The sequence below is a fragment of the Pseudomonas sp. LBUM1648 genome (assembly GCF_059716145.1).
On record NZ_CP166808.1, the window covers coordinates 3,745,892 to 3,766,088 of the forward strand.

General features: G+C 58.7%; 20 protein-coding genes. 8 read left to right on the forward strand and 12 right to left on the reverse strand.

What is annotated here, in order from left to right:
• Positions 1–57: 57 nt before the first annotated feature.
• From ACA043_RS16990 to ACA043_RS17005, 4 genes are read left to right on the forward strand one after another with little or no spacing between them, the layout of a single operon-like run.
• Positions 58–1,083 carry an ABC transporter substrate-binding protein gene (locus tag ACA043_RS16990; protein ID WP_401267023.1) on the forward strand — a complete coding sequence of 342 codons (1,026 nt, stop codon included), beginning with the start codon at positions 58–60 and terminating at the stop codon, positions 1,081–1,083.
• A complete protein-coding gene (locus ACA043_RS16995) occupies positions 1,080–2,027 on the forward strand; it encodes an ABC transporter permease (RefSeq protein WP_489881337.1) in 948 nt (315 codons plus the stop codon). Before ACA043_RS16990 ends, ACA043_RS16995 begins: the two co-directional genes overlap by 4 nt.
• 6 nt (positions 2,028–2,033) lie before the next feature.
• The gene (locus ACA043_RS17000; protein ID WP_007918021.1) at positions 2,034–2,843 is read left to right on the forward strand and encodes an ABC transporter permease; all 810 of its coding nucleotides are present in this window, start codon (positions 2,034–2,036) and stop codon (positions 2,841–2,843) included.
• Between the two features lie 17 nt (positions 2,844–2,860).
• Complete coding sequence (locus ACA043_RS17005) at positions 2,861–4,015, forward strand: ABC transporter ATP-binding protein (protein WP_187678633.1); 1,155 nt, start codon at positions 2,861–2,863, stop codon at positions 4,013–4,015.
• Between the two features lie 216 nt (positions 4,016–4,231).
• Here the strand turns inward: ACA043_RS17005 and map are convergent, their stop codons facing one another.
• The 12 genes from map to ACA043_RS17065 all read right to left on the reverse strand — a co-directional run bounded on the left by map (position 4,232) and on the right by ACA043_RS17065 (position 15,195).
• On the reverse strand, positions 4,232–5,023 hold the full coding sequence (map, locus tag ACA043_RS17010; protein ID WP_497657485.1) for a type I methionyl aminopeptidase: 792 nt from the start codon (positions 5,021–5,023) through the stop codon (positions 4,232–4,234).
• On the reverse strand, positions 5,020–5,247 hold the full coding sequence (locus ACA043_RS17015) for a ParD-like family protein (protein WP_007918027.1): 228 nt from the start codon (positions 5,245–5,247) through the stop codon (positions 5,020–5,022). Before ACA043_RS17015 ends, map begins: the two co-directional genes overlap by 4 nt.
• A 108-nt stretch (positions 5,248–5,355) precedes the next feature.
• Complete coding sequence (locus ACA043_RS17020) at positions 5,356–5,640, reverse strand: helix-turn-helix domain-containing protein (protein WP_497657486.1); 285 nt, start codon at positions 5,638–5,640, stop codon at positions 5,356–5,358.
• 30 nt (positions 5,641–5,670) lie between these two features.
• Positions 5,671–6,279 carry a LysE family translocator gene (locus tag ACA043_RS17025; RefSeq protein WP_497657487.1) on the reverse strand — a complete coding sequence of 203 codons (609 nt, stop codon included), beginning with the start codon at positions 6,277–6,279 and terminating at the stop codon, positions 5,671–5,673.
• Positions 6,272–6,913 carry a site-2 protease family protein gene (locus ACA043_RS17030; RefSeq protein ID WP_497657488.1) on the reverse strand — a complete coding sequence of 214 codons (642 nt, stop codon included), beginning with the start codon at positions 6,911–6,913 and terminating at the stop codon, positions 6,272–6,274. The genes ACA043_RS17025 and ACA043_RS17030 overlap by 8 nt, the downstream gene beginning before the upstream one ends.
• A gap of 11 nt (positions 6,914–6,924) precedes the next feature.
• The gene (locus tag ACA043_RS17035) at positions 6,925–8,232 is read right to left on the reverse strand and encodes a CDP-glycerol glycerophosphotransferase family protein (RefSeq protein WP_489881321.1); all 1,308 of its coding nucleotides are present in this window, start codon (positions 8,230–8,232) and stop codon (positions 6,925–6,927) included.
• Complete coding sequence (locus tag ACA043_RS17040; RefSeq protein WP_497657489.1) at positions 8,229–10,073, reverse strand: sulfatase-like hydrolase/transferase; 1,845 nt, start codon at positions 10,071–10,073, stop codon at positions 8,229–8,231. The genes ACA043_RS17035 and ACA043_RS17040 overlap by 4 nt, the downstream gene beginning before the upstream one ends.
• Positions 10,066–10,758 carry a YidC/Oxa1 family membrane protein insertase gene (locus ACA043_RS17045; protein WP_489881323.1) on the reverse strand — a complete coding sequence of 231 codons (693 nt, stop codon included), beginning with the start codon at positions 10,756–10,758 and terminating at the stop codon, positions 10,066–10,068. Before ACA043_RS17045 ends, ACA043_RS17040 begins: the two co-directional genes overlap by 8 nt.
• Before the next feature lie 8 nt (positions 10,759–10,766).
• Positions 10,767–11,552: a phosphocholine cytidylyltransferase family protein gene (locus tag ACA043_RS17050; protein ID WP_489881324.1), complete on the reverse strand. Its 786-nt coding sequence runs from the start codon at positions 11,550–11,552 to the stop codon at positions 10,767–10,769.
• 13 nt (positions 11,553–11,565) lie between these two features.
• On the reverse strand, positions 11,566–12,765 hold the full coding sequence (locus ACA043_RS17055; RefSeq protein WP_497657490.1) for a pyridoxal phosphate-dependent aminotransferase: 1,200 nt from the start codon (positions 12,763–12,765) through the stop codon (positions 11,566–11,568).
• Positions 12,765–13,709 carry a phosphoenolpyruvate mutase gene (gene aepX, locus ACA043_RS17060; protein ID WP_497657491.1) on the reverse strand — a complete coding sequence of 315 codons (945 nt, stop codon included), beginning with the start codon at positions 13,707–13,709 and terminating at the stop codon, positions 12,765–12,767. The genes ACA043_RS17055 and aepX overlap by 1 nt, the downstream gene beginning before the upstream one ends.
• Positions 13,710–14,064: 355 nt before the next feature.
• The gene (locus tag ACA043_RS17065; protein ID WP_497657492.1) at positions 14,065–15,195 is read right to left on the reverse strand and encodes an MFS transporter; all 1,131 of its coding nucleotides are present in this window, start codon (positions 15,193–15,195) and stop codon (positions 14,065–14,067) included.
• Positions 15,196–15,337: 142 nt separating this feature from the next.
• On the opposite strand from ACA043_RS17065, the gene ACA043_RS17070 reads away from it, so the two are divergent.
• From ACA043_RS17070 to ACA043_RS17085, 4 genes are all read left to right on the forward strand, one after another.
• Positions 15,338–16,240 carry a LysR substrate-binding domain-containing protein gene (locus ACA043_RS17070; protein WP_489881328.1) on the forward strand — a complete coding sequence of 301 codons (903 nt, stop codon included), beginning with the start codon at positions 15,338–15,340 and terminating at the stop codon, positions 16,238–16,240.
• A 253-nt stretch (positions 16,241–16,493) separates the two neighbouring features.
• Complete coding sequence (locus ACA043_RS17075) at positions 16,494–17,429, forward strand: Ppx/GppA family phosphatase (protein WP_187678642.1); 936 nt, start codon at positions 16,494–16,496, stop codon at positions 17,427–17,429.
• A 215-nt stretch (positions 17,430–17,644) separates the two neighbouring features.
• Positions 17,645–19,021 carry a pyridoxal-phosphate dependent enzyme gene (locus ACA043_RS17080; RefSeq protein ID WP_497657493.1) on the forward strand — a complete coding sequence of 459 codons (1,377 nt, stop codon included), beginning with the start codon at positions 17,645–17,647 and terminating at the stop codon, positions 19,019–19,021.
• Complete coding sequence (locus ACA043_RS17085; protein ID WP_401266994.1) at positions 19,018–20,190, forward strand: cystathionine gamma-synthase; 1,173 nt, start codon at positions 19,018–19,020, stop codon at positions 20,188–20,190. Before ACA043_RS17080 ends, ACA043_RS17085 begins: the two co-directional genes overlap by 4 nt.
• Positions 20,191–20,197 lie beyond the last annotated feature (7 nt).

Consider the following 20,197-nt stretch of genomic DNA (forward strand, 5'->3'; position numbering starts at 1 on the left):
CGACAGGCGGGCAACAACGCAAGGCCCGCTCAAAAACACAACAATGAGGGCGTGAAAATGGTGTTGAACAAAGCTGCAACCGCAATCTTTTTTGCGGGACTGCTCAGCGTGACCGGCCAGGCTGCAATGGCCGCCGAAAGCGTGAATTTCGTCAGCTGGGGCGGAAGCACCCAGGATGCGCAGAAACAGGCTTGGGCTGATCCGTTCAGCAAGGCCAGCGGCATTACCGTCGTGCAGGATGGCCCGACCGACTACGGCAAACTCAAGGCCATGGTCGAAAGCGGTAACGTGCAATGGGACGTGGTCGACGTCGAAGCCGATTTCGCCCTGCGCGCTGCCGCTGAAGGCCTGCTCGAACCCCTCGATTTCAAAGTCATCCAGCGCGACAGGATCGACCCGCGCTTTGTCAGCGATCACGGCGTCGGCTCGTTCTTCTTCTCCTTCGTCCTCGGCTACAACGAGGGCAAACTCGGCGCCAACAAGCCGCAGGACTGGAGCGCCCTGTTCGACACCAAGACCTACCCCGGCAAACGCGCCCTCTATAAATGGCCAAGCCCCGGCGTGCTCGAACTGGCCCTGCTGGCCGATGGCGTAGCGGCCGACAAGCTCTACCCGCTGGATCTGGATCGCGCCTTCAAAAAACTCGACACCATCAAGAAAGACATCGTCTGGTGGGGCGGCGGCGCGCAGTCGCAGCAACTGCTGGCATCCGGTGAAGCGAGCATGGGCCAGTTCTGGAACGGCCGCATTCACGCCCTGCAAGAAGATGGCGCGCCGGTGGGCGTGAGCTGGAAACAGAACCTGGTCATGGCCGACATTCTGGTGATTCCAAAGGGCTCGAAAAACAAGGACGCGGCGATGAAGTTCCTGGCCAACGCCAGCAGTGCCAAAGGCCAGGCCGACTTCTCCAACCTGACCGCTTACGCCCCGGTCAACCTCGACAGCGTGGAGCGTCTGGATTCGACGCTGGCTCCCAACCTGCCGACTGCTTACGCCAAGGATCAGATCACTCTTGATTTCGCGTACTGGGCCAAAAACGGCCCTACCATCGCGACACGGTGGAACGAATGGCTGGTCAAATGAAAATGGCGGCCACCGCGCCCCGTCCATCCACTGCCACCGGGAGCGCCGCAAGCGCTGCCGGTTCGGCCGAAGGAAAACAGGCGATCGCGATGTCGCAAACCCCGTCCCTGAGACAACGCTGGCGCGGCGCCGGCAACCTCGCTCCGGCGCTGCTGTTCCTCGGCCTGTTCTTTCTCGCGCCGTTGATTGGCCTGCTGTTGCGCGGCGTGCTGGAGCCGACACCAGGCCTTGGCAACTATGAACAACTGTTCGCCAACTCGGCCTATGCCCGGGTGCTGCTCAACACCTTTTCGGTGGCCGGGCTGGTGACGATTTTCAGCCTGTTGCTGGGCTTTCCGCTCGCCTGGGCGATCACGCTGGTGCCGCGCGGCTGGGGTCGCTGGATTCTCAACATCGTGCTGTTGTCGATGTGGACCAGCCTGCTCGCCCGCACCTATTCGTGGCTGGTGTTGCTGCAAGCTTCGGGCGTGATCAACAAGGCTTTGATGGCGATGGGCATCATCGATCAGCCGCTGGAAATGGTGCATAACCTGACCGGCGTGGTGATCGGCATGAGCTACATCATGATCCCGTTCATCGTCCTGCCGTTGCAGGCGACCATGCAGGCCATCGACCCGATGATCCTGCAGGCCGGCTCGATCTGCGGCGCCAGCCCATGGACCAACTTTTTCCGGGTGTTCCTGCCGCTGTGCCGGCCGGGTCTGGCGTCCGGCGGGTTGATGGTGTTCGTGATGTCGCTCGGTTACTACGTCACCCCGGCGCTGCTCGGCGGGGCGCAGAACATGATGTTGCCGGAGTTCATCATTCAGCAGGTGCAATCGTTCCTCAATTGGGGTCTGGCCAGTGCCGGCGCCGCGTTGCTGATCGCGATCACTTTGGTGCTGTTCTACTTCTACCTGAAGCTTCAGCCGGAATCCCCGGTTGGCGCCAGTAACGCGAGGTAAGCCGACATGCTCCTGACTCCCAATGCCATGAGCCGCCGGATGCGCTTCGGCCTCTACGCCACCACCGGGTTGATCGGCTTGTTCCTGCTGTTGCCGATCGTGTTCATCGTCCTGCTGTCGTTCGGTTCTTCGCAGTGGTTGGTGTTCCCGCCACCGGGCTGGACGCTGAAATGGTACGGCCAGTTCTTCTCCAACCCGGACTGGATGAACGCCGCAGCGGCCAGCCTTAAAGTCGCCGTGTTGACCACGATTTGCGCTGTGGCCCTCGGTTTGCCGACCGCATTTGCGCTGGTTCGCGGGCGTTTTCCCGGCCGGGAAATGCTCTACGGCCTCTTCACCCTGCCGATGATCGTGCCGCTGGTGATCATCGCCGTGGCGGTGTACGCGCTGTTCCTCAAGCTCGGTTACACCGGGACGATGTTCGCCTTCGTCGTCAGCCATGTGATCGTCGCGCTGCCGTTCACCATCATCTCGATCATCAACTCGCTGAAGCTGTTCGATCAGTCGATTGAAGACGCGGCGGTGATCTGCGGTGCGTCACGCCTGCAAGCAGTGTTCAAGGTGACGTTCCCGGCGATTCGTCCGGGCATGGTTGCCGGCGCCCTCTTCGCCTTTCTCGTTTCGTGGGACGAAGTGGTGCTCAGCGTGATGATGGCCAGCCCGACCCTGCAAACCCTTCCCGTGAAAATGTGGACCACCTTGCGCCAGGACCTGACTCCGGTGATCGCCGTCGCTTCGACGCTGCTGATCGGCCTGTCGGTCTTAGTCATGGTGATCGCCGCCGCCCTGCGTCGGCGCAACGAAATCAGCGCCTGAGCGCCCAGGAGTACGACATGAGTGCCGTGATCAAAGACGCATCCCAGCAGAACGACAAACCCCTGGTCAGCCTGCGCAACCTGAACAAGCACTACGGCGACTTCGCCGCCGTGGACAACATCTCGCTGGACATCAAGGACGGCGAGTTCCTGACCTTCCTCGGCTCCAGCGGCTCCGGTAAAAGCACCACGCTGTCGATGCTCGCCGGTTTCGAAACGCCGAGCAGCGGCGAGATCCTCGTCAACGGCCAGTCGCTGGTCAACGTACCACCGCACAAGCGCGACATCGGCATGGTGTTCCAGCGCTATTCGCTGTTCCCGCATCTGTCTGTACGCGACAACATCGCCTTCCCGTTGGCGATCCGTAAACTGGCGGCGGCCGAGCGTAACAAGCGCGTCGATGCGATGTTGAAACTGGTGCAACTCGAACAATTCGCCCATCGCCGCCCTTCGCAACTGTCCGGTGGCCAACAGCAACGGGTCGCCATTGCCCGAGCGCTGGTCTACGAGCCACGCATTTTGCTGATGGACGAACCGCTGGGTGCGCTGGATAAAAAACTGCGTGAGGATTTGCAAGATGAATTGCGCCAACTGCATCGGCGCCTGGGCATCACCATCGTCTATGTGACCCACGATCAGGAAGAGGCCATGCGTTTGTCGCAACGCATTGCGATTTTCAGCCACGGCAAGATTGTCGGTCTGGGCAGCGGTTATGACCTTTATCAGAATCCGCCGAATGCCTTTGTCGCCTCGTTTCTCGGCAATTCGAACTTCCTCAAGCTCAAGGCGCAAGGTAACGCGGCGGCGAGTTTTGAAGGGCAGTCGCTGTCGATTCGACTGACCTCGGGTTTGCACACCGATCAGGATGTGTTGCTGATGGTGCGTCCGGAAAAAGCGCTGGCATTGAGTGTGCAGCAGGCGACTGATGAGCCATTGGCGGCGGGTTGGAATCAGGTGTCGGCGAAGGTGGTGGAGGTGCTGTTTCTGGGTGAGAGCCAGACGTGCAGCGTGGTCACTTCGGGCGGGACGTCGATGACGGTGAAGGCGCTGTCGGCGGCGGGCATGCCGCTCAAGGCTGGCGATGAGGTGCGGGTGCGTTGGGCTACGGCGGATGCCTGTGTTTATACCGAATGGACTGAAAGCGACCTCAACAAAGCCGCCGGGGCCCACTGATAGTAGGGTGTCAGTTGGATTTACCCCCTCACCCCAGCCCTCCCGAAACGTCGGACCGCCCCCAAGGGGGCGAGGGGGAAAGGGAGCCGATATTCATGTTCTTCAAGACCTGAGTTCGGCTCGGAATTTCAGGTCGGTGTATCTCGAACGTTCACCTCAGTCAGTCCCCTCTCCCCCTGGGAGAGGGTTAGGGTGATTGCAACAGACGACGCGGTATCACTTAATAGCCGCAAAACCCTCTATCTGATCCGGCCACGCCGTCAACACTTCAAACCCGGTCTCCGTCACCGCCACCATATGCTCCCACTGCGCCGACAGCGACCCGTCCCTGGTCAGCACGGTCCAGCCGTCCGGCATGTTCTTCACATGACGCTTGCCGGCATTGAGCATTGGCTCGATGGTGAAGATCATCCCGGCCTTGAGCTTCATCCCCTGATTCGGGAAACCGTAATGCAGGATCTGCGGTTCATCGTGGTAGATCTTGCCGATGCCGTGCCCGCAATACTCGCGCACCACGCTGAAGCCTTCCTTCTCCGCCAGGCTCTGAATCGCATGGCCGATATCCCCCAGCGTCGCACCCGGGCGCACGGCGCGGATACCGGCGCACATGGCGTCGTAGGTGGTCTTGATCAGATGCTGTGCCTCAGGCGTAGCCTCACCGACCACATACATGCGGCTGGTGTCGCCAAACCAGCCATCCTTGATCACGGCGATGTCGAGGTTGACGATGTCACCGTCCTTCAACGGTGTGCCTGACGGAATGCCGTGGCACACCACGTCGTTGACCGAGGCACAGACGGTTTTCGGGAAGCCGTGGTAGCCGACGTTGGCCGGGATGGCTTTTTGCACATTGACGATGTAGTCGTTGCACAGCCGATCCAGCTCATCGGTGGTCACGCCAGCCTTGACGTGGGGCACCAGCATCGCCAGTACCTCGGCGGCGAGTTGGCCAGCGGCGCGCGATTGCGCGATCTCGGCCGGGGTGTTGATCTTGATCTGGTTTCTCATGCGCTGACGGCTTCCTGAGTCAGTTGTTGCAAATCCAGCCCACCGTTCTGCTCGGCGCGGATCAGCAAGCGGCAAATGGCACTGTGGTCGAGGTTGGGGTGCAGCTCGGCGAGCATGCCGATGCGCATCCAGTGCTCGGCCTGCGCGTTGATCGAGCGGCTGAGTGCATTGCTGGAGATGCGCAGATTTTCGTGCATGTCCTCTGAAATCTTGACGATGCCCATTGTGGCTTCCCATACGATTCATATATGTTTTATATATTAATCGTATATTGCAGAAAAAGGCAAACCGCTCGCCACACCACCCTTGGGTTACGTCAATACCGGCGCTCGTCAGCCGCTCGCCACCATCGGCAAAACCTTCTGCAACCCATTGCGGGGAAGATCCTCAAGCCCATCGATGCCAAAAGCCAGATAACGGCTGCGCCATTTGAATACCACCGGGGCCGAGATATTCAATCGGAAGCTGACTTCCTTGGGGGACAGTCCGCTGTCCAATAACAGCAGGATCGTCGCGCGGGTGACGCTTCTATACGGCAGAAGTCCGGAGCGAGCGATTTTCTTGAGTCGTTCGCGATCTTCGTCCACCAGTAAAAAGTGGATCGCCTTCTTGGCCATGTTGCCTCCGGATCAAATAATTCAGTCGTTTTACTTACTGGTCGAAGCCATAAGCACGCCAAAGCAGAAAAAGGTGATACCCGACAGTTTGCCGACAATTCTGGCGCCCTTGTTCGTCGACAGCCAGCCCCGCGCGCCGTTGGCCATCAGCGCGTAGCCACTGTGCACAAGCACGACGAGCAGGCTGTAGGAGGACACCAGCAAGAAAAACTGGCTGTAGTAATTACCTTCCGGCTTGATGAACTGAGGGAATACGGCCAGGAAGAAGAAACCGGCCTTGGGGTTCAGCAACTGAATCGACAGCGCCTCGACATAACGACGCCACGGACGTGGCGACGTGAGTTTGAGTTCGGGGATGAAGCTCTGAGTACGCCACATCTTTATCCCCAGGTACAACAAATACAGGGCACCGATGTATTTGAGGATCGTGAATGCAACGGCCGAGGTCGCCAGGATCAATCCGACGCTGCTGGCGGAAATACCCGCCACCAAAAAGGCACCTGTCGCAATGCCGAGGATGCCGGGCAGCGAACCGGTCCAGCCATGCCGCAGCGCATTGGAAAGCGTCAGCACCACCCCGGGACCGGGGCTGAGAACAGTCAGGGTTGCCAGAATCAGAAACAGTCCATAACTAGCCATAAATCACTCCACCAAGCAGGACATTCAGGAGGCCGTGAGTGGCCCATATCATGTATTGGTTCAATAAACCCGTCAGTAACAAACCGGCACCGATGACATAGAGGCAAGGCTGAATTTGCTGAAATTCATTCCACAGCCGATCGCTGCTCAGGGCCCGAATACAGGTCGCGCCGTCCAGCGGCATGACGGGCAGCAAGTTGACCACGCACAGGAAAAGATTGAACGACACACAGGTCTGCAGAAACGTGCTCATCCCGGCAGAGTCCTGTACGTGACCGAGCAAACCGAGGCACAGCGTGGCCAACACCAGATTGGCCAACGGCCCCGCCAGTGCAGTGCACAGCAGGCCGACTTTGCGTACCGTCAAATCCTCACTGATCGGCACGGCCTTGCCCCACCCCACCAGCGTCAAGGGCAGCGCCATTAGGGACGTCAGGACAAGTAGCGAAATCGGTACCACCGCCGTCCCCACCAGCGAACAGTGCCTGAGCGGGTTGAGGGACACCCTGCCGCCCTCTCGTGCCGCTGGGTCGCCAAACAGCGCAGCAACCAGCGCGTGACCCGCTTCATGCACGGTCACCGCCGCCACCAGCGCCGGGAATACCACCCATAATTCCACCAGCCCGTCAGCCATGCCGTGCGCCCCTACTCTGCCTGCTGCTCAAGCGCAGCCAGCCCGGGCGCAACGGTTTCGCGTGCCACGATGAGTGGCTTGATCGCCTCCATGATCGGCTGCACCGCGCAGCCGAAATTCAACACGTACTCGGCGCGAAGGGCGCGAATGTTGTGTTTGTATCGCTCGTCCTGAGTGAGGCTCGGCAAGTAGTCCGCCAGCCGCTCGACATCCTGCTCGGTCAGGCGCAAACCGATGTCGTTCAACACGGTCAGCTCCCAGGGATCGTAAGGCAGGTCACTGGCTTCGGTGCCTTCGCGCACAGGTTCTATACCTACTGTGATGACCGGCTTCTCGAACAGGAACGCGTAGTCGAAAATCACCCCCGAGATGTCCGAGATCATCACGTCGCTGCTGGCCATCGCGTCGAAAGGAATCGGCGAAAAGTCCCACTGCAGGCGCGGGCTGTTCGGGAACTGTGCCTGCAACCCTTCGATCAATGCCGGCTCCGAGACCAGGCTTTGCGGGTGAGGACGAATGATCAGGTTGATGTCTTGCTGCGCCAGGCTTTGCAGCAGTTGGCTGCCGTGCAGTTTCAACAAACTGTTGCGCCCCCAGGTGGGTGCGAGCAGAACGGTTTTGGTCGTGCGGGCCTGCTCCGGTGTCAGGTTGCGCAACTGCTCGACCAAATCATCGTAATAGAGGCACCCGCCCATGATCAGTTGCTTGGGTGCCGAACCCCGCAGGTTCTCGAGGAAACGCAAGGTGCGTTGCTGATGCGGACCGTTGATCACCACGGAATCGAAGTAATCAAAGGAATACGGTCGATTGAACGCCTTGTCAGTCGGCGCGTGCACCAAGTGCATGTAGTGTTTCACCTGTTTGGAACGCTTGAACTGCATGACATCCAGACCGGGCGTGGTCGAGATGCACACATCGGCCTTGAGCCTGCCGAGCAGAGCCCAGGCCTTGTGACCGTCGCCGATGAAGCAGGCATTCACACCAGCATGCCCCGTCAGGCCCGGATCGTTGCTGTTGGAAGTCAGGTACAGCGTTTTTATGCGGGCGTTGGCCAGTTGCGCCAACAGCGGCTTGAAGGTGCCGTAATAGCGCGTCCCCTCGGAATAAATCACCACCGACCAGTTATCGAGCACGCTGCGCTCGGCGCTGCCGACTGTGCCCTTGGCCGAGCCACTGAACTTGTAGTAGAGGCCTTTGGCGGAGTAAAAAACCGTGGTGACCACCCCGGCAATCAACGAGAAAAGCAGACTGCCAGTACCCGGATCAAGATACAGACCGACATACGGAATCGTCACGGCGTGCTCCAGCAGGATCGTCATTGCAACTTGCTCCAGTTGGCCGGAATCGATACGTCTTCCTTCACTTCATAAATGCTGAGAATCTTGTAGGAATCGGCGTTCTGGCCTTGGGGTTGCCACGGGGTTTCATACAGTTTCACCGGCTCGGTCAGTGGCTTGTAAGTGATGCGGTTGCCGGTGTGACGGTCCACACAACCGCCGATCTCCTGACAGACAATGCCCGGAACGCTGGCATTGGCAATGAACTCACGGCTCTCTTTCGGCGCCCCCCGCGCCCCGAACGGTTTGATTAACAGCAAGTTCTGAAACTGCGAATACACTTCCTGTTTTTCCGCGTCGTGGAAGCCGTCCAGAAGTGGATTGCGCGAAGGCCAGCCGTGGTCCGAGACCAGCACAAACATTGTGTTGTCGTAGATCCCCTGCTGCTTGAACCAGTCCAGGTATTGGGTCACGCCCTTCATCGCGCAATAAAACGTATCGTAGATTTCGGCGGTGTCTTCGCTCTTGAAGGTCTCAAGTTCCTGGGGCGTGGTTTTCAGGCTTTTATTCGGCACGCAGCTCTCATCGAGCTTGAGCACCGCGCGGGTGATGTTGTTGGCCATGAACGTGAAGGTCGGCCCTGGCGCCTGGGTATCGGAAATGCCCGGAAGTGCCAACAGCGAGAAGTAGTTCTCGAGAAACTTGTCTTCACGCTTCCACCAGGACAGTGAGGCACCCTGCCAGTTTCCGCCGTCGTACACCTGCTCCTTGAGGGTATTGGGCACGGCCTTGTAAATCGAAATGGCCAGGTACTGTTTGAACACCCCCCACAAGTACTCGGTGTGTTTGCTGTACATGTGCTTGTTGGTTTCAAGGCGACCGAGGGTGTCAATCACATGAATGCAATCGCCGATGCGACCTTCGATGAATTTCTTGCAGTCACCACGGCGGGCGAAGCCATACCAGAACGGGTCAACGTATTTAACGCCGTAGCCTTTGGCCGCGAAGTTTTCCGGGTATAGCATGTAGGCCTGGTTGACCTTTTCTTCCAGACTGCCCGGCCGATCATTGATGTTGGCGGCGGTGTAATCGAAGCCGCCAAACACCGCCGGTAGCGCGTTGAACGTCCGGTTGCCGGTGGACACCACGTTGGAATACCAGGTGAAGCCACTCAGGCGTTCAGCCATACCGGCATCACTTTTCAGCAGCTTGGGGATGTAGCCGGCCATGGAGCCGTCAATCATCAACAGCACAATGTTTTTCTCGGTTTTCGAGAAAGAAATCTTTTCTTTGCCGTCGTTGCCCGGCGGGGGAATCGCCGCGATTTTCGAGGCCAGCGTGTACCCCGAGAACACTGCGTAGGCTGCGCAGATCAAGACAAAAAGCGTGAGAAACTTGCCCACCTGCTCAGCGAACACTTTCAACACGATCAGCGCCGCCAGCAATGCACCGGCACACACCGCAAAGTCGACGATCACGTGCTCCCGGGAAAACACCAGGGCCTTGGGATCAGAGAACTTGAAGTTGTCGATCATCCCCGCATCCAGGGGCAGGAAGAAGCTGTAGACGATACCCACGATCAACGCCCACACCCCCAGTACCGTCAGGCAGGCCAGGAACCTGCGATGGGCGACCACGCCGATGACAAAGATCAGCGCCAGCCAGGCCAGAAATACGACCGCATGGGTCGCGGCATAGATCGTCAAATAGCCATTGAGGCCGGTGACGTCATCTTCGAAACTGATCAGTGCCAGAGGACTGGACAGAAACACCAGCAGATAAAGCGCCGAGTACGCCAGAAGGAAAAGCTTCAGCGGTTTTTCCCCGGATTGCGCCACGGCGCTCGCCCTTGCGGCATAGGCAGGGCTCGTCGAATTAAGCATTGGTCATCCTTGGAAGTGTCGAGCCGGACCGGGCGACCCGATAGACAATATTTTTCATCAGGGAAAACAGGTTGTTGCAGATCCAGTACAGCACCAGCCCCGCCGGCGAGGTATACAGCAGCACAAAAAACAACATCGCCACCAGCCACGTCTGCATTCGTTCCTGAGCCGAAAGATCACGGCTATACACATAAGCGGAGATCAGGTTGATTACCGTCATGATGATCGGCAGCACATTGATGCCGTTCACCAAACCATCCGGCGCACCGAGATTGGCGATGCCCAGGTAGCTCTGCTCCCAGATCGGCGGGTAGTCGCTCAGCAACCCGTAAGCGGCAATGAACACCGGCACCTGGATCAGCAATGGCACAAATCCGCGTAACGCAAAGACCGGGTGGTAATGATGTTGGCGGTACAGCGCCGAGATCATCATGTGCCGCTCGTAACCGCTGAAGCAGCGCTTGAATTCCTTAACTTTCGGCTCCATTTTCGCCCGGGCTTCACGCTCCTTGTTCTGCACTTTTTCTGCAAAGTGATAGATCGGCAGTAACGCGAAGTTAAACACCAGACTGAGGATGACGATGGACGCGCCGAAGCTCTGGGTGTGTGTGTAGCTGGTGTCCAGCACCCATTGAAAACAATGGGCGATGGGCAGGATCAAGACCTCATAGAGAACAGCAAACATGGTTCACCTCAGGCCGGAGCCAGCGCCGGGGTGCTGAAAATGTCATTGGCGATTTCCAGGTCCTCGGCGGTATCGACTTCGAACCACTTCTCGTGGGTGACCACGACGGGCTGAATCACAAAGTCGTTCTGGATCAGACTGTCCATCGCGTACTCCAGGGGCGCCTTGACGCCGTGACGCTCGATGGTGGCCTGGATATGTTCGGACAGTGTGCCCACCGCCTGCGCAGTCATCGCAGTGATGTTCACCGTCTTGAACGACGTCAGCAGTGGGAAGTCGGCATCGCGTACCGACTCATGCCGCCACGCGGTGACTTTCTGGCTGTCGATCAGGGCAAAGGTGCCCGTCAGCTCGGGCGAGTAAGGCGCCAGTACTGTCGAGAACTCTTGTTCGCCCAACGTCTGCAATGACGCCAGCGACCGCGTAACCAGCGAATCCTCGACCACCACATCACCCTCGAACACCACCACGTCATGAGCTTGTGGCACGGCATTCAGGCACAGCTTCAGGGAGTAGACCGAACCAGTGCGCGCATAAATCGGGTTTTGCACGAATACCGTCGAGATCTCGGGATGGTTGCTGCGGATATAGCTTTCCAGCACATCGGCCAGGTATCCGACGCCCATGATCACGTTCGCCACGTTGTGCGACTGCAGTTGCGTCAGCAACCGGGTAATGATGGTTTTACCGGCGACTTCGATCAGGCATTTGTTTTTGGACAGGGTCTGATCTTCCAGCCGAGAACCCAGGCCCGCTGCCAGAACAATCACTGAAACAGGGTTTTCCTTTTTCATCTCGACGCTCTCCTTAATTAAATTTGCCGAAAAACTCGGCCAGCCGCTGCATACCCGTTTCCACATCGGCATCGCTCACCGCATAGGAAATCCGAATGCCGCTGGCGTCGCCAAAGCCCGCACCGGACACCACGGCCACCTTGGCTTCAGCCAGGATCAGTTCGACCAGCGCATCGGTGTTCTCAACCGTCTTGCCGTTGTATTGCCGGCCGATAAACCACTGGATGTTGGCGAATACGTAAAACGCACCTTCTGCCTTGACCGCTCCGAGATGTTCGATAAGTGGCAGCGCGTTTTGAATAATCTGCAGACGACGATCAAGGATCGCATTGGCGGTGCTGATGAAGTCCGCAGACTGGTCAAGCGCCTTGGATACCGCCACCTGGGCAACCACGTTCGGATTGGAAGTGGTGTGCCCCTGCAGGTTTTCCATTGCCTTGATCACGTCCGCCGGACCACTCGCGTAACCCAATCGCCACCCGGTCAATGCCATGCTCTTGGAGAACGAGTTGATAATCACCGTGCGCTCTTTCAACGCCGGAATGAGCGATACAATGTTGTGATGCTCCCCGCCATTGCGGATCAGTCGGGAATAGCACTCGTCATAGATAATCCACAGGTCGTGACGGATCGCCAGTTCACCGATCCTGCGTAGCTGGTCCTCGTCATACACGGCGCCGGTCGGGTTGTTCGGCGTATTGATCAGGATGGCCTTGGTGCGCGGGGTAATCGCTGCGCCGATCAGCTCGGCCGTCAACTTGTAAGCATCCGGTTTGGTGTCGACCAGGACCGGCTTGCCACCCGCCAACTCGATCTGGGTCGGAAACGTGACCCAGTAAGGGATCGGAATGATGACTTCATCACCCGGATTGATCAGCACCATGGCGGTGTTGTACAGCGCCTGCTTGGCACCCGCCGTCATCCCCACTTCATTCCAGGCGTAATCGACACCCAATTGTGCCGAAATATGCGCGGCCAGTTGTTCGCGGATTTTCTTCTCGCCCAGCGCCGGGGTGTAGGCGTTGCACTTGCCCTGAATCGCCGTTATCGCAGCTTGCTTCAGGCTGTCGAGGGTGTCGAAATCAAGTTCGCCAGCGGCGAAGTTGATAATCGACTCACCCTTTTCTTTCAGCTCATTGGCGATGCTGCGCATGCGTGAGGTACTGGGTGAAACAACCTGAGCGTTGCGATCGGCCAAAGACAATTTCTTCATTATTTAGTACCCGGAATGAGTTCAAGGATTTCTTTGATCGACAGACAGTTCGGCTCAACTTCAAGCGTACGCCCCGAAAACAAAATACTGTCAGCCACCGTTCTCATTGCCATGTAAGCCGAACGCAACATATGGTTCGCATAAATAACCACGTTAAAACCTTCGGCTTCCAGCGCCTCGAACGAAATACTCGAATAACTGGTGGGTACGCACACCAGTGGCACCGTTGGATGCTGCTGTCTAAAACGCTTGGCGAATTCGAATATTTCATCGGGTGATTCTTTGCGACTGTGAATCATCACCCCATCGGCGCCCGCTGCAACATACGCATCGGCGCGAGTCAGCGCATCTTCGATACCGGCATCGAGAATCAAACTTTCGATGCGCGCAATAATCATGAAGTCTTCGGATATTTGTGCTTGCTTGCCGATTTTGATCTTGTTGCAGAAGTCCTCGATACTTTCCTGCTGCTGGAATACATCGTTGCCGAACAGCGAGTTCTTCTTCAGCCCGGTCTTGTCTTCGATGATCACCGCCGAGACGCCCAGTCGCTCAAGCGAGCGCACGTCGTAGGCAAAGTGTTCAGGCTTGCCACCGGTATCACCATCCATGATCAACGGCTTGCGGGTCACTTCGAAAATATCGTTGACGTTGCTCAAACGGTCCTTGATCGCAAGCACTTCGATATCCGGCTTGCCGCGAGCGGTGGAGTCCGTCAGCGAGCTGGACCAGAAACCGTCATATTCGCGCGTCTGGCCGGCAACCGTTTGCGATGCATTTTCCGCCAGTATCGCGGAGATCGGATTGTGGGCTTCGAGAAAGCGCAAGCAGCGCTTGTCAGCCAACAAGTTTCTTAGTGTTGCCCTTCTATGATCAGCAGAAACAAACTTCGACACGGATTCACGGCTCATTACTTTTCCCCAGGCAATAGTTGGCAGCAGCATCGAAAAGAAAGTTCGACACTTGAAGCGTACGTTGTTACTTAATTCAAGCCTGGCTAATAACTAGGATACTTATTCATATGATTCCCTTCATCACTGGCCAATCTCATTGAAAGTGCACTAGACACCACCACAAAAAACCACAATCCCCGGACGAGCGCAATATTTTATTACAGTTTTATTAAAACTTCCCCAGCAGCGTTAATCATGTTCTTTCTCCGCCAAGAAGGTTCGTTTACTTATTATTTCCTGGAACCTCGCTAGAGGCCGCTGCTGCATCCCGCGACCTACGCGGCGGTGTCGGTTTTTTTCACAACACAACATGGCTTAACTTGAGTAGTCGCACCGCGTTGAATAGCTAAACTTGCAAGTCACGCCCTGACTGCTGCGTAATAGCTATCTCTCCCTTGTTACGTTGGGCGCAAGCCAGTGCGCTGAGCGCCAGGCACAGTGCTGCCAACGAATACACCCACACCGGCGGCAGCCATGGCAGCACCAGGCCTGCCAGCAGAGGACCCACACCCGCGCCGATGTCCCGCCAGACGGCATTCGCAGCCAATGCCCGTACCCGTCCAGCTCCGGGATGGCGTTGCGCAACGACCGTCACCACCAGCGGCAACTGCAGCGCGCGCAGCAACAGCACCAGGGCTGCGCCTACCACCAACCAGTGACTGCCAAATCCGACGAGGGCAATCGAGGTCAGCAGCGAAAAGACAATCAACATCCGCGTCGCCCCCCACCGCTGCGCAGCGACCCCGCCCAATGGACTGAACAGCATCTCCGAGACGTAACGCAAAGCCAGAAGTACGCCCGCCACCATCACCGCGTCGCCGCCCGCCATCACCTGTTGCGCCAGTAACGAAAGGCCGATGATAAAAAGCCCGTCCAGGGTCAACCCCTCGATAAACGACCACACCGCCACGCTGTCGGGACGCTGGAATCGACGTGTCGGGCCCGACATGGCATGCGCCGCCGACGGCAACCCGCGCGCCAGCCACAACCCGATCAATGACGTCACGACCATCAGGTAAAAAATCACCCGTGGCCCATAGGCCAGGCAGAGCAGCGCGCCCAACGGCAGGGCCAGCATCGGGCCGGCGGCAATCAGCGCCCGCGAACGCCCGGTGCGGCGCGCGGCGCCTGTGGGTTCGGCGGTTGCCATGACTTGCGTGGACAAGTTCAGTGCGGCGTAGGACAACCCCCAGCCCAGGCGCAACAGCAACAATGCCCAGAACCCGGAAAGCGTCGCATAACCCAATGCACATATCGCCGCTACGCCGGCGGCCAGCATCGACGCCGGGCGATCACCGCGACTCGCATAAAACGCCATGACATAGCGGTAACCGAAAATTCTGACCAGACGGTTGGCTGCCAGCAACACGCCCGCCTGCGCCAGGTTGACGCCAAAGGCCTCAGGCTGCATCGGCAACAGCAGATACAGCAAGGTGTCGGCGGGCAGGCACAGCCCCAATATGGAGGCGGCACGCATCGACGCTCGATCAGTTGCAGGGGTATTTGGGACTGACATTTCATCAACGGCCGGCAAGACAAAGAGCGGCCTTCAGATTGGCGTGAAGCCGTAACGCTGACAAACACTTTAATTGCACCGCAGATGTGACTAAATTAGACACATGATTTCAGACCTCCCCCCCTTGAACGCCGTTCGTGCCTTCGCCGCTGCCGCTCGTTACCAGAGTTTCAGCCGTGCAGCCGAAGAACTGCATGTCAGCCACAGCGCCGTCAGCCGTCATATCAAGCTGCTGGAGGAGCATTTGGGGGTATTGCTGTTCGAGCGCCGAACCCGCCAATCCTTGCTCACGCCCGCCGGCCAGACGTTTTATGAGCACATCAGCGTAGCCCTGACGCAGATCGCTAACGCCGCCACCGCGCTGACCCGTGGCGCTTCATTGCGCAAAGTCATCATCAACGTACGTCCGTCCTTTGCGGTGCGATGGCTGATCCCGCGCTTACCCAATTTCATGGCGCTGTATCCGGACATCCAGCCCGAAGTGGTCACCAGCACCCTGCCGCCTGATCAATCGCGGGAAAAATTCGACGTCGTCATCCGTCGGGGAGATGCCGGATGGTCATCCAATGTTCAACCGCAAATATTGCTGGAAGATGACATGATGCTGGTGGCGGCGCCGTCACTCCTGCAAACGGTGCCGTTGAACAGTGCGCAGGACGTTGCTCGCCACACCCTTCTGGCTGGCAAGACGCGCGCGATGGACTGGAAGAACTGGGCCGAGCACGCCGATATCGCGATGTTGCGCCAGCAACCCATCCTGCAATTCGATCACATGCACCTGGTGTTGCAAGCCGCCGTCGATGGCCTCGGCCTAGCGCTGTGCCCGGCGTCCCTGCTCGGCAAGGACCTGGCGACTGGACGGTTGATCTGCCCGCTGCCTTCCCTGCGCTTGCCACTGACCCGTTATTACTACGGTGTCGCCCGGGAATCTGCGGCCGAAACCCGGATTTTTATTGACTGGATGCTTTCCCTCGCTCATGAAGACACGGCGGGCGTTTCGTCATGAACCTGCGCCCGCCCCTTGCCTCGGTCACCCGGTAACGCCAAATCGCAGGCAAAAAAAAGCTGCCAAAAACGGCAGCAGAAACTTTAAGAACACGCGATGTGTTGACCCAAGCTTAGTCGGCGGATAATGACAGTGTCATGACAGGTCTGAATTCAGCCAGTCGCCCCCGCGCCGTCATCAGGATGTCATCAACCCCACGGCAGAATCCTCGCAAACCGTCTCCAGCCTAGACGGATGCTTTGCAAGGATTCCCATGAAAGAAGATGCCTCGCTGTTTGCCGCCATCGACCTGGGTTCGAATGCCTTTCGCCTGATGATCGGCCAGTCGGTGCGCAGCCGGAAGGGCTTGATGATTCAGGAAGTCAAAACCTTGCGGGAACCGGTGCGGCTCGCCGAGGGTTTTGAGGGCGGTGCGCTGGACACTTCGGCTCTGGATCGCGGCTGGCAGGCGCTGGCCCGCTTCGGCAAGAAATTACGCGGTTTCGAGCCGGGACGAGTGCGAGCGGTGGCCACCAGCGCGGTGCGTGAGGCGGACAATGCGCAGTTGTTTCTGGCCAGCGCAGAGCGGCATCTGGGTTTTCGCATCGATGTCATTTCCGGGGATGAAGAAGCGCGACTGGTGTATGCCGGTGTGGCTCACACCTTGCCCGGGGTCGAGGACATGCGCCTGGTGGTCGATATCGGCGGCGGTTCCACCGAACTGATTCTCGGCCAAGGTTCGCAACCGTTGCTGACCGAAAGCATTGCCATTGGCAGCGGCACCTTGAGTACGCGGTTTTTTCGCAACGGCGCTGTTTCCCCCGGTGCCCTGCAAGAAGCCGAACGCTTCGCCATCCTGCAATTTGAAAAAGTCGCTCGGCGCTATCGTGCTCAGGGCTGGCAACAGACCATTGGCTCTTCCGGCACCGCGCGCATGCTGGCGAAGGTGCTCAAGGCCAATCGCCTGAACGACTTCGGCCAGGACGGCATTACCTACGCCGGACTCTTGCGTCTGTCGCTGCTTCTGCTGAAAGTGACCAATGTCCAGCAACTCAAACTCGCCGGTCTGCAACCCCACCGCCAAAGCATCCTGCCCGGCGGGCTGGTGCTGATGCTGGCGGCGTTCAAGGTGTTCGGCATTGCGCAGATGGTGCCGTCCGAGCCAGGTCTGCGCCTCGGTGTTTTGCACGGTTTGATGAGCAAACACTGATCCTGTCCCACATGCACCGCCCGCCGCACGGCTTTTGTTCGGCAACACCGCCGATCCCCGTCCAGATCCCCTCGCCAATTCAGTTCTATAGTTAGATCAAAATCGCTGGCCTTTTCCGCCCGTCGGGTGGTTGCGGCAGCCCCCTTCACAGCCTATGTTGCTTGCGAGCTTTTCCCGCGAACGGAACGCGATCCATCACCAACAAGAGGTGAAGAATGTCAATGGAATCCCGCCCTGCTGTCCTGGGGCTGATAGGAAATACCCCGCTGGTACAAGTCACCCGCTTCGATACCGGCCCCTGCACACTGTTCCTCAAACTCGAATCACAAAACCCTGGCGGTTCGATCAAGGATCGTATCGGTCTGGCGATGATCGACGCCGCTGAACGTGATGGTCGCCTTAAACCGGGCGGCACCATCGTCGAGGCCACTGCCGGCAATACCGGCCTGGGTCTGGCGCTCGTTGGCCGTGCCAAAGGCTATCGCGTGGTGCTGGTTGTCCCGGACAAAATGTCCACCGAGAAAGTCCTGCACTTGAAAGCCATGGGCGCTGAAGTGCACATCACCCGCTCGGATGTCGGCAAGGGCCATCCCGAGTACTACCAGGACGTCGCCGCACGACTGGCGAAAGACATTCCCGGCGCGTTCTTTGCCGATCAGTTCAACAACCCGGCCAACCCACTGGCCCATGAATGCAGCACCGCGCCGGAGATCTGGGCGCAGACCGAACATGACCTGGATGCGATCGTGGTCGGCGTTGGCTCGGCAGGCACCCTGACCGGACTGACGCGGTTCTTCAAGCGCGTGCAGCCGGATCTGGAGATGGTCCTGGCCGATCCGGTTGGCTCGGTGATGGCGCAATACAGCCGTGACGGCTCGCTGCCGACCCCCGGTTCGTGGGCGGTCGAAGGCATTGGCGAAGACTTCATTCCGTCGATCACCGATCTCTCCAGCGTTCGCCACGCTTACTCGATCAGTGACGAAGAAAGCTTCGATCACGCTCGCCAATTGCTCAAAGCCGAGGGCATTCTGGGCGGCTCATCCACCGGCACCCTGCTCGCCGCAGCATTGCGTTATTGCCGCGAACAGACCGAGCCGAAACGCGTGGTGAGTTTTGTCTGCGACACCGGCACCCGCTACTTGTCGAAGGTTTACAACGACCAGTGGATGACCGACCAAGGCCTGTTACAGCGCAAGGGCTATGGCGACCTGCGCGATCTGATCGCCCGGCGTTTCGAGGACGGCCGCGTCATCAGCGTCGGTCCAGACGACACGTTGCTGACCGCGTTCCAGCGCATGCGCCTGGCGGACGTTTCGCAATTGCCAGTGCTGGTTGAAGGCAAGGAACTGGTCGGTGTGATCGACGAATCAGACATTCTGCTGGCCGTTCACGAAGATGCCGCCCGCTTCAGTCAATCGGTCTCCAGCGTGATGACCGACAAACTGCAAACCCTCGCCCCCGGCGCGCCTCTCGCTGAACTGGAATCGGTGCTCAGCCGCGGCCTCGTCGCCATCATCGCCGACGCTTCAGGCTTCCATGGCCTGATCACCCGCACCGACATGCTCAACCAATTACGGAGATCCCTCGCATGAGTCAGCACGACAAAAACACCCAAGGCTTCGCGACCCGGGTGATCCATGCCGGGCAAGAGCCTGACCCGACCACTGGCGCGCTGATGCCGCCGATCTACGCCAACTCCACCTACCTGCAAGACAGCCCCGGTGTGCACAAGGGGTTCGATTACGGACGCTCGCATAACCCGACGCGTTTTGCCCTTGAGCGCTGCGTGGCGGATCTGGAAGGTGGCACCCGGGCGTTTGCCTTCGCTTCCGGGCTGGCGACGATTTCCACGGTGCTGGAACTGCTCGATGCCGGTTCACACATCATTTCCGGCAATGACCTGTACGGCGGCACCTTCCGGTTGTTCGACAAAGTGCGCCAACGCAGCGCCGGGCATCGTTTCAGCTACGTCGATCTGACTGACCTGTCAGCGTTCGAAGCATCGCTGCAGGACGACACGCGCATGGTCATGGTCGAGACGCCGACCAACCCCTTGTTGAGCCTGTCGGATCTTGCCGCCATTGCACGCATCTGCCGGGCGCGCGGCATCATCACTGTCGCCGACAACACCTTTGCCAGCCCGTATATCCAGCGGCCGCTGGAGTTGGGTTTCGACATCGTGCTGCACTCGACCACCAAGTATCTGAACGGCCACTCCGATGTCATCGGCGGTATTGCCGTGGTCGGGCAGAATGCCGAGCTGGCGGAGCGCCTGGGCTTTTTGCAAAACGCGGTCGGCGCGATTTCTGGGCCGTTCGATGCATTTCTGACGTTGCGCGGTGTAAAAACCCTGGCGCTGCGCATGGAGCGCCATTGCAGCAATGCACTGGATCTGGCGCAGTGGCTCGAGCAGCAGCCGCAGGTCAAACATGTCTACTACCCGGGTCTGGCATCACACCCTCAGCATGAGTTGGCCAAGCGGCAGATGCGCGGTTTCGGCGGGATGATTTCCGTGGACTTGAACACTGATCTGGCCGGCGCGCGACGCTTTCTTGAGAACGTGAAGATCTTCGCTCTGGCCGAAAGCCTGGGCGGCGTCGAGAGTCTGATCGAGCACCCGGCGATCATGACCCACGCCACGATCCCCCCTGAAACCCGCGCAAAACTGGGGATCGGCGATGGGCTGGTGCGTTTGTCCGTGGGTGTCGAAGACATCGAAGACCTGCGCGCCGATCTGGCCCACGCACTCAAGCAGATCTAGTCCTGCA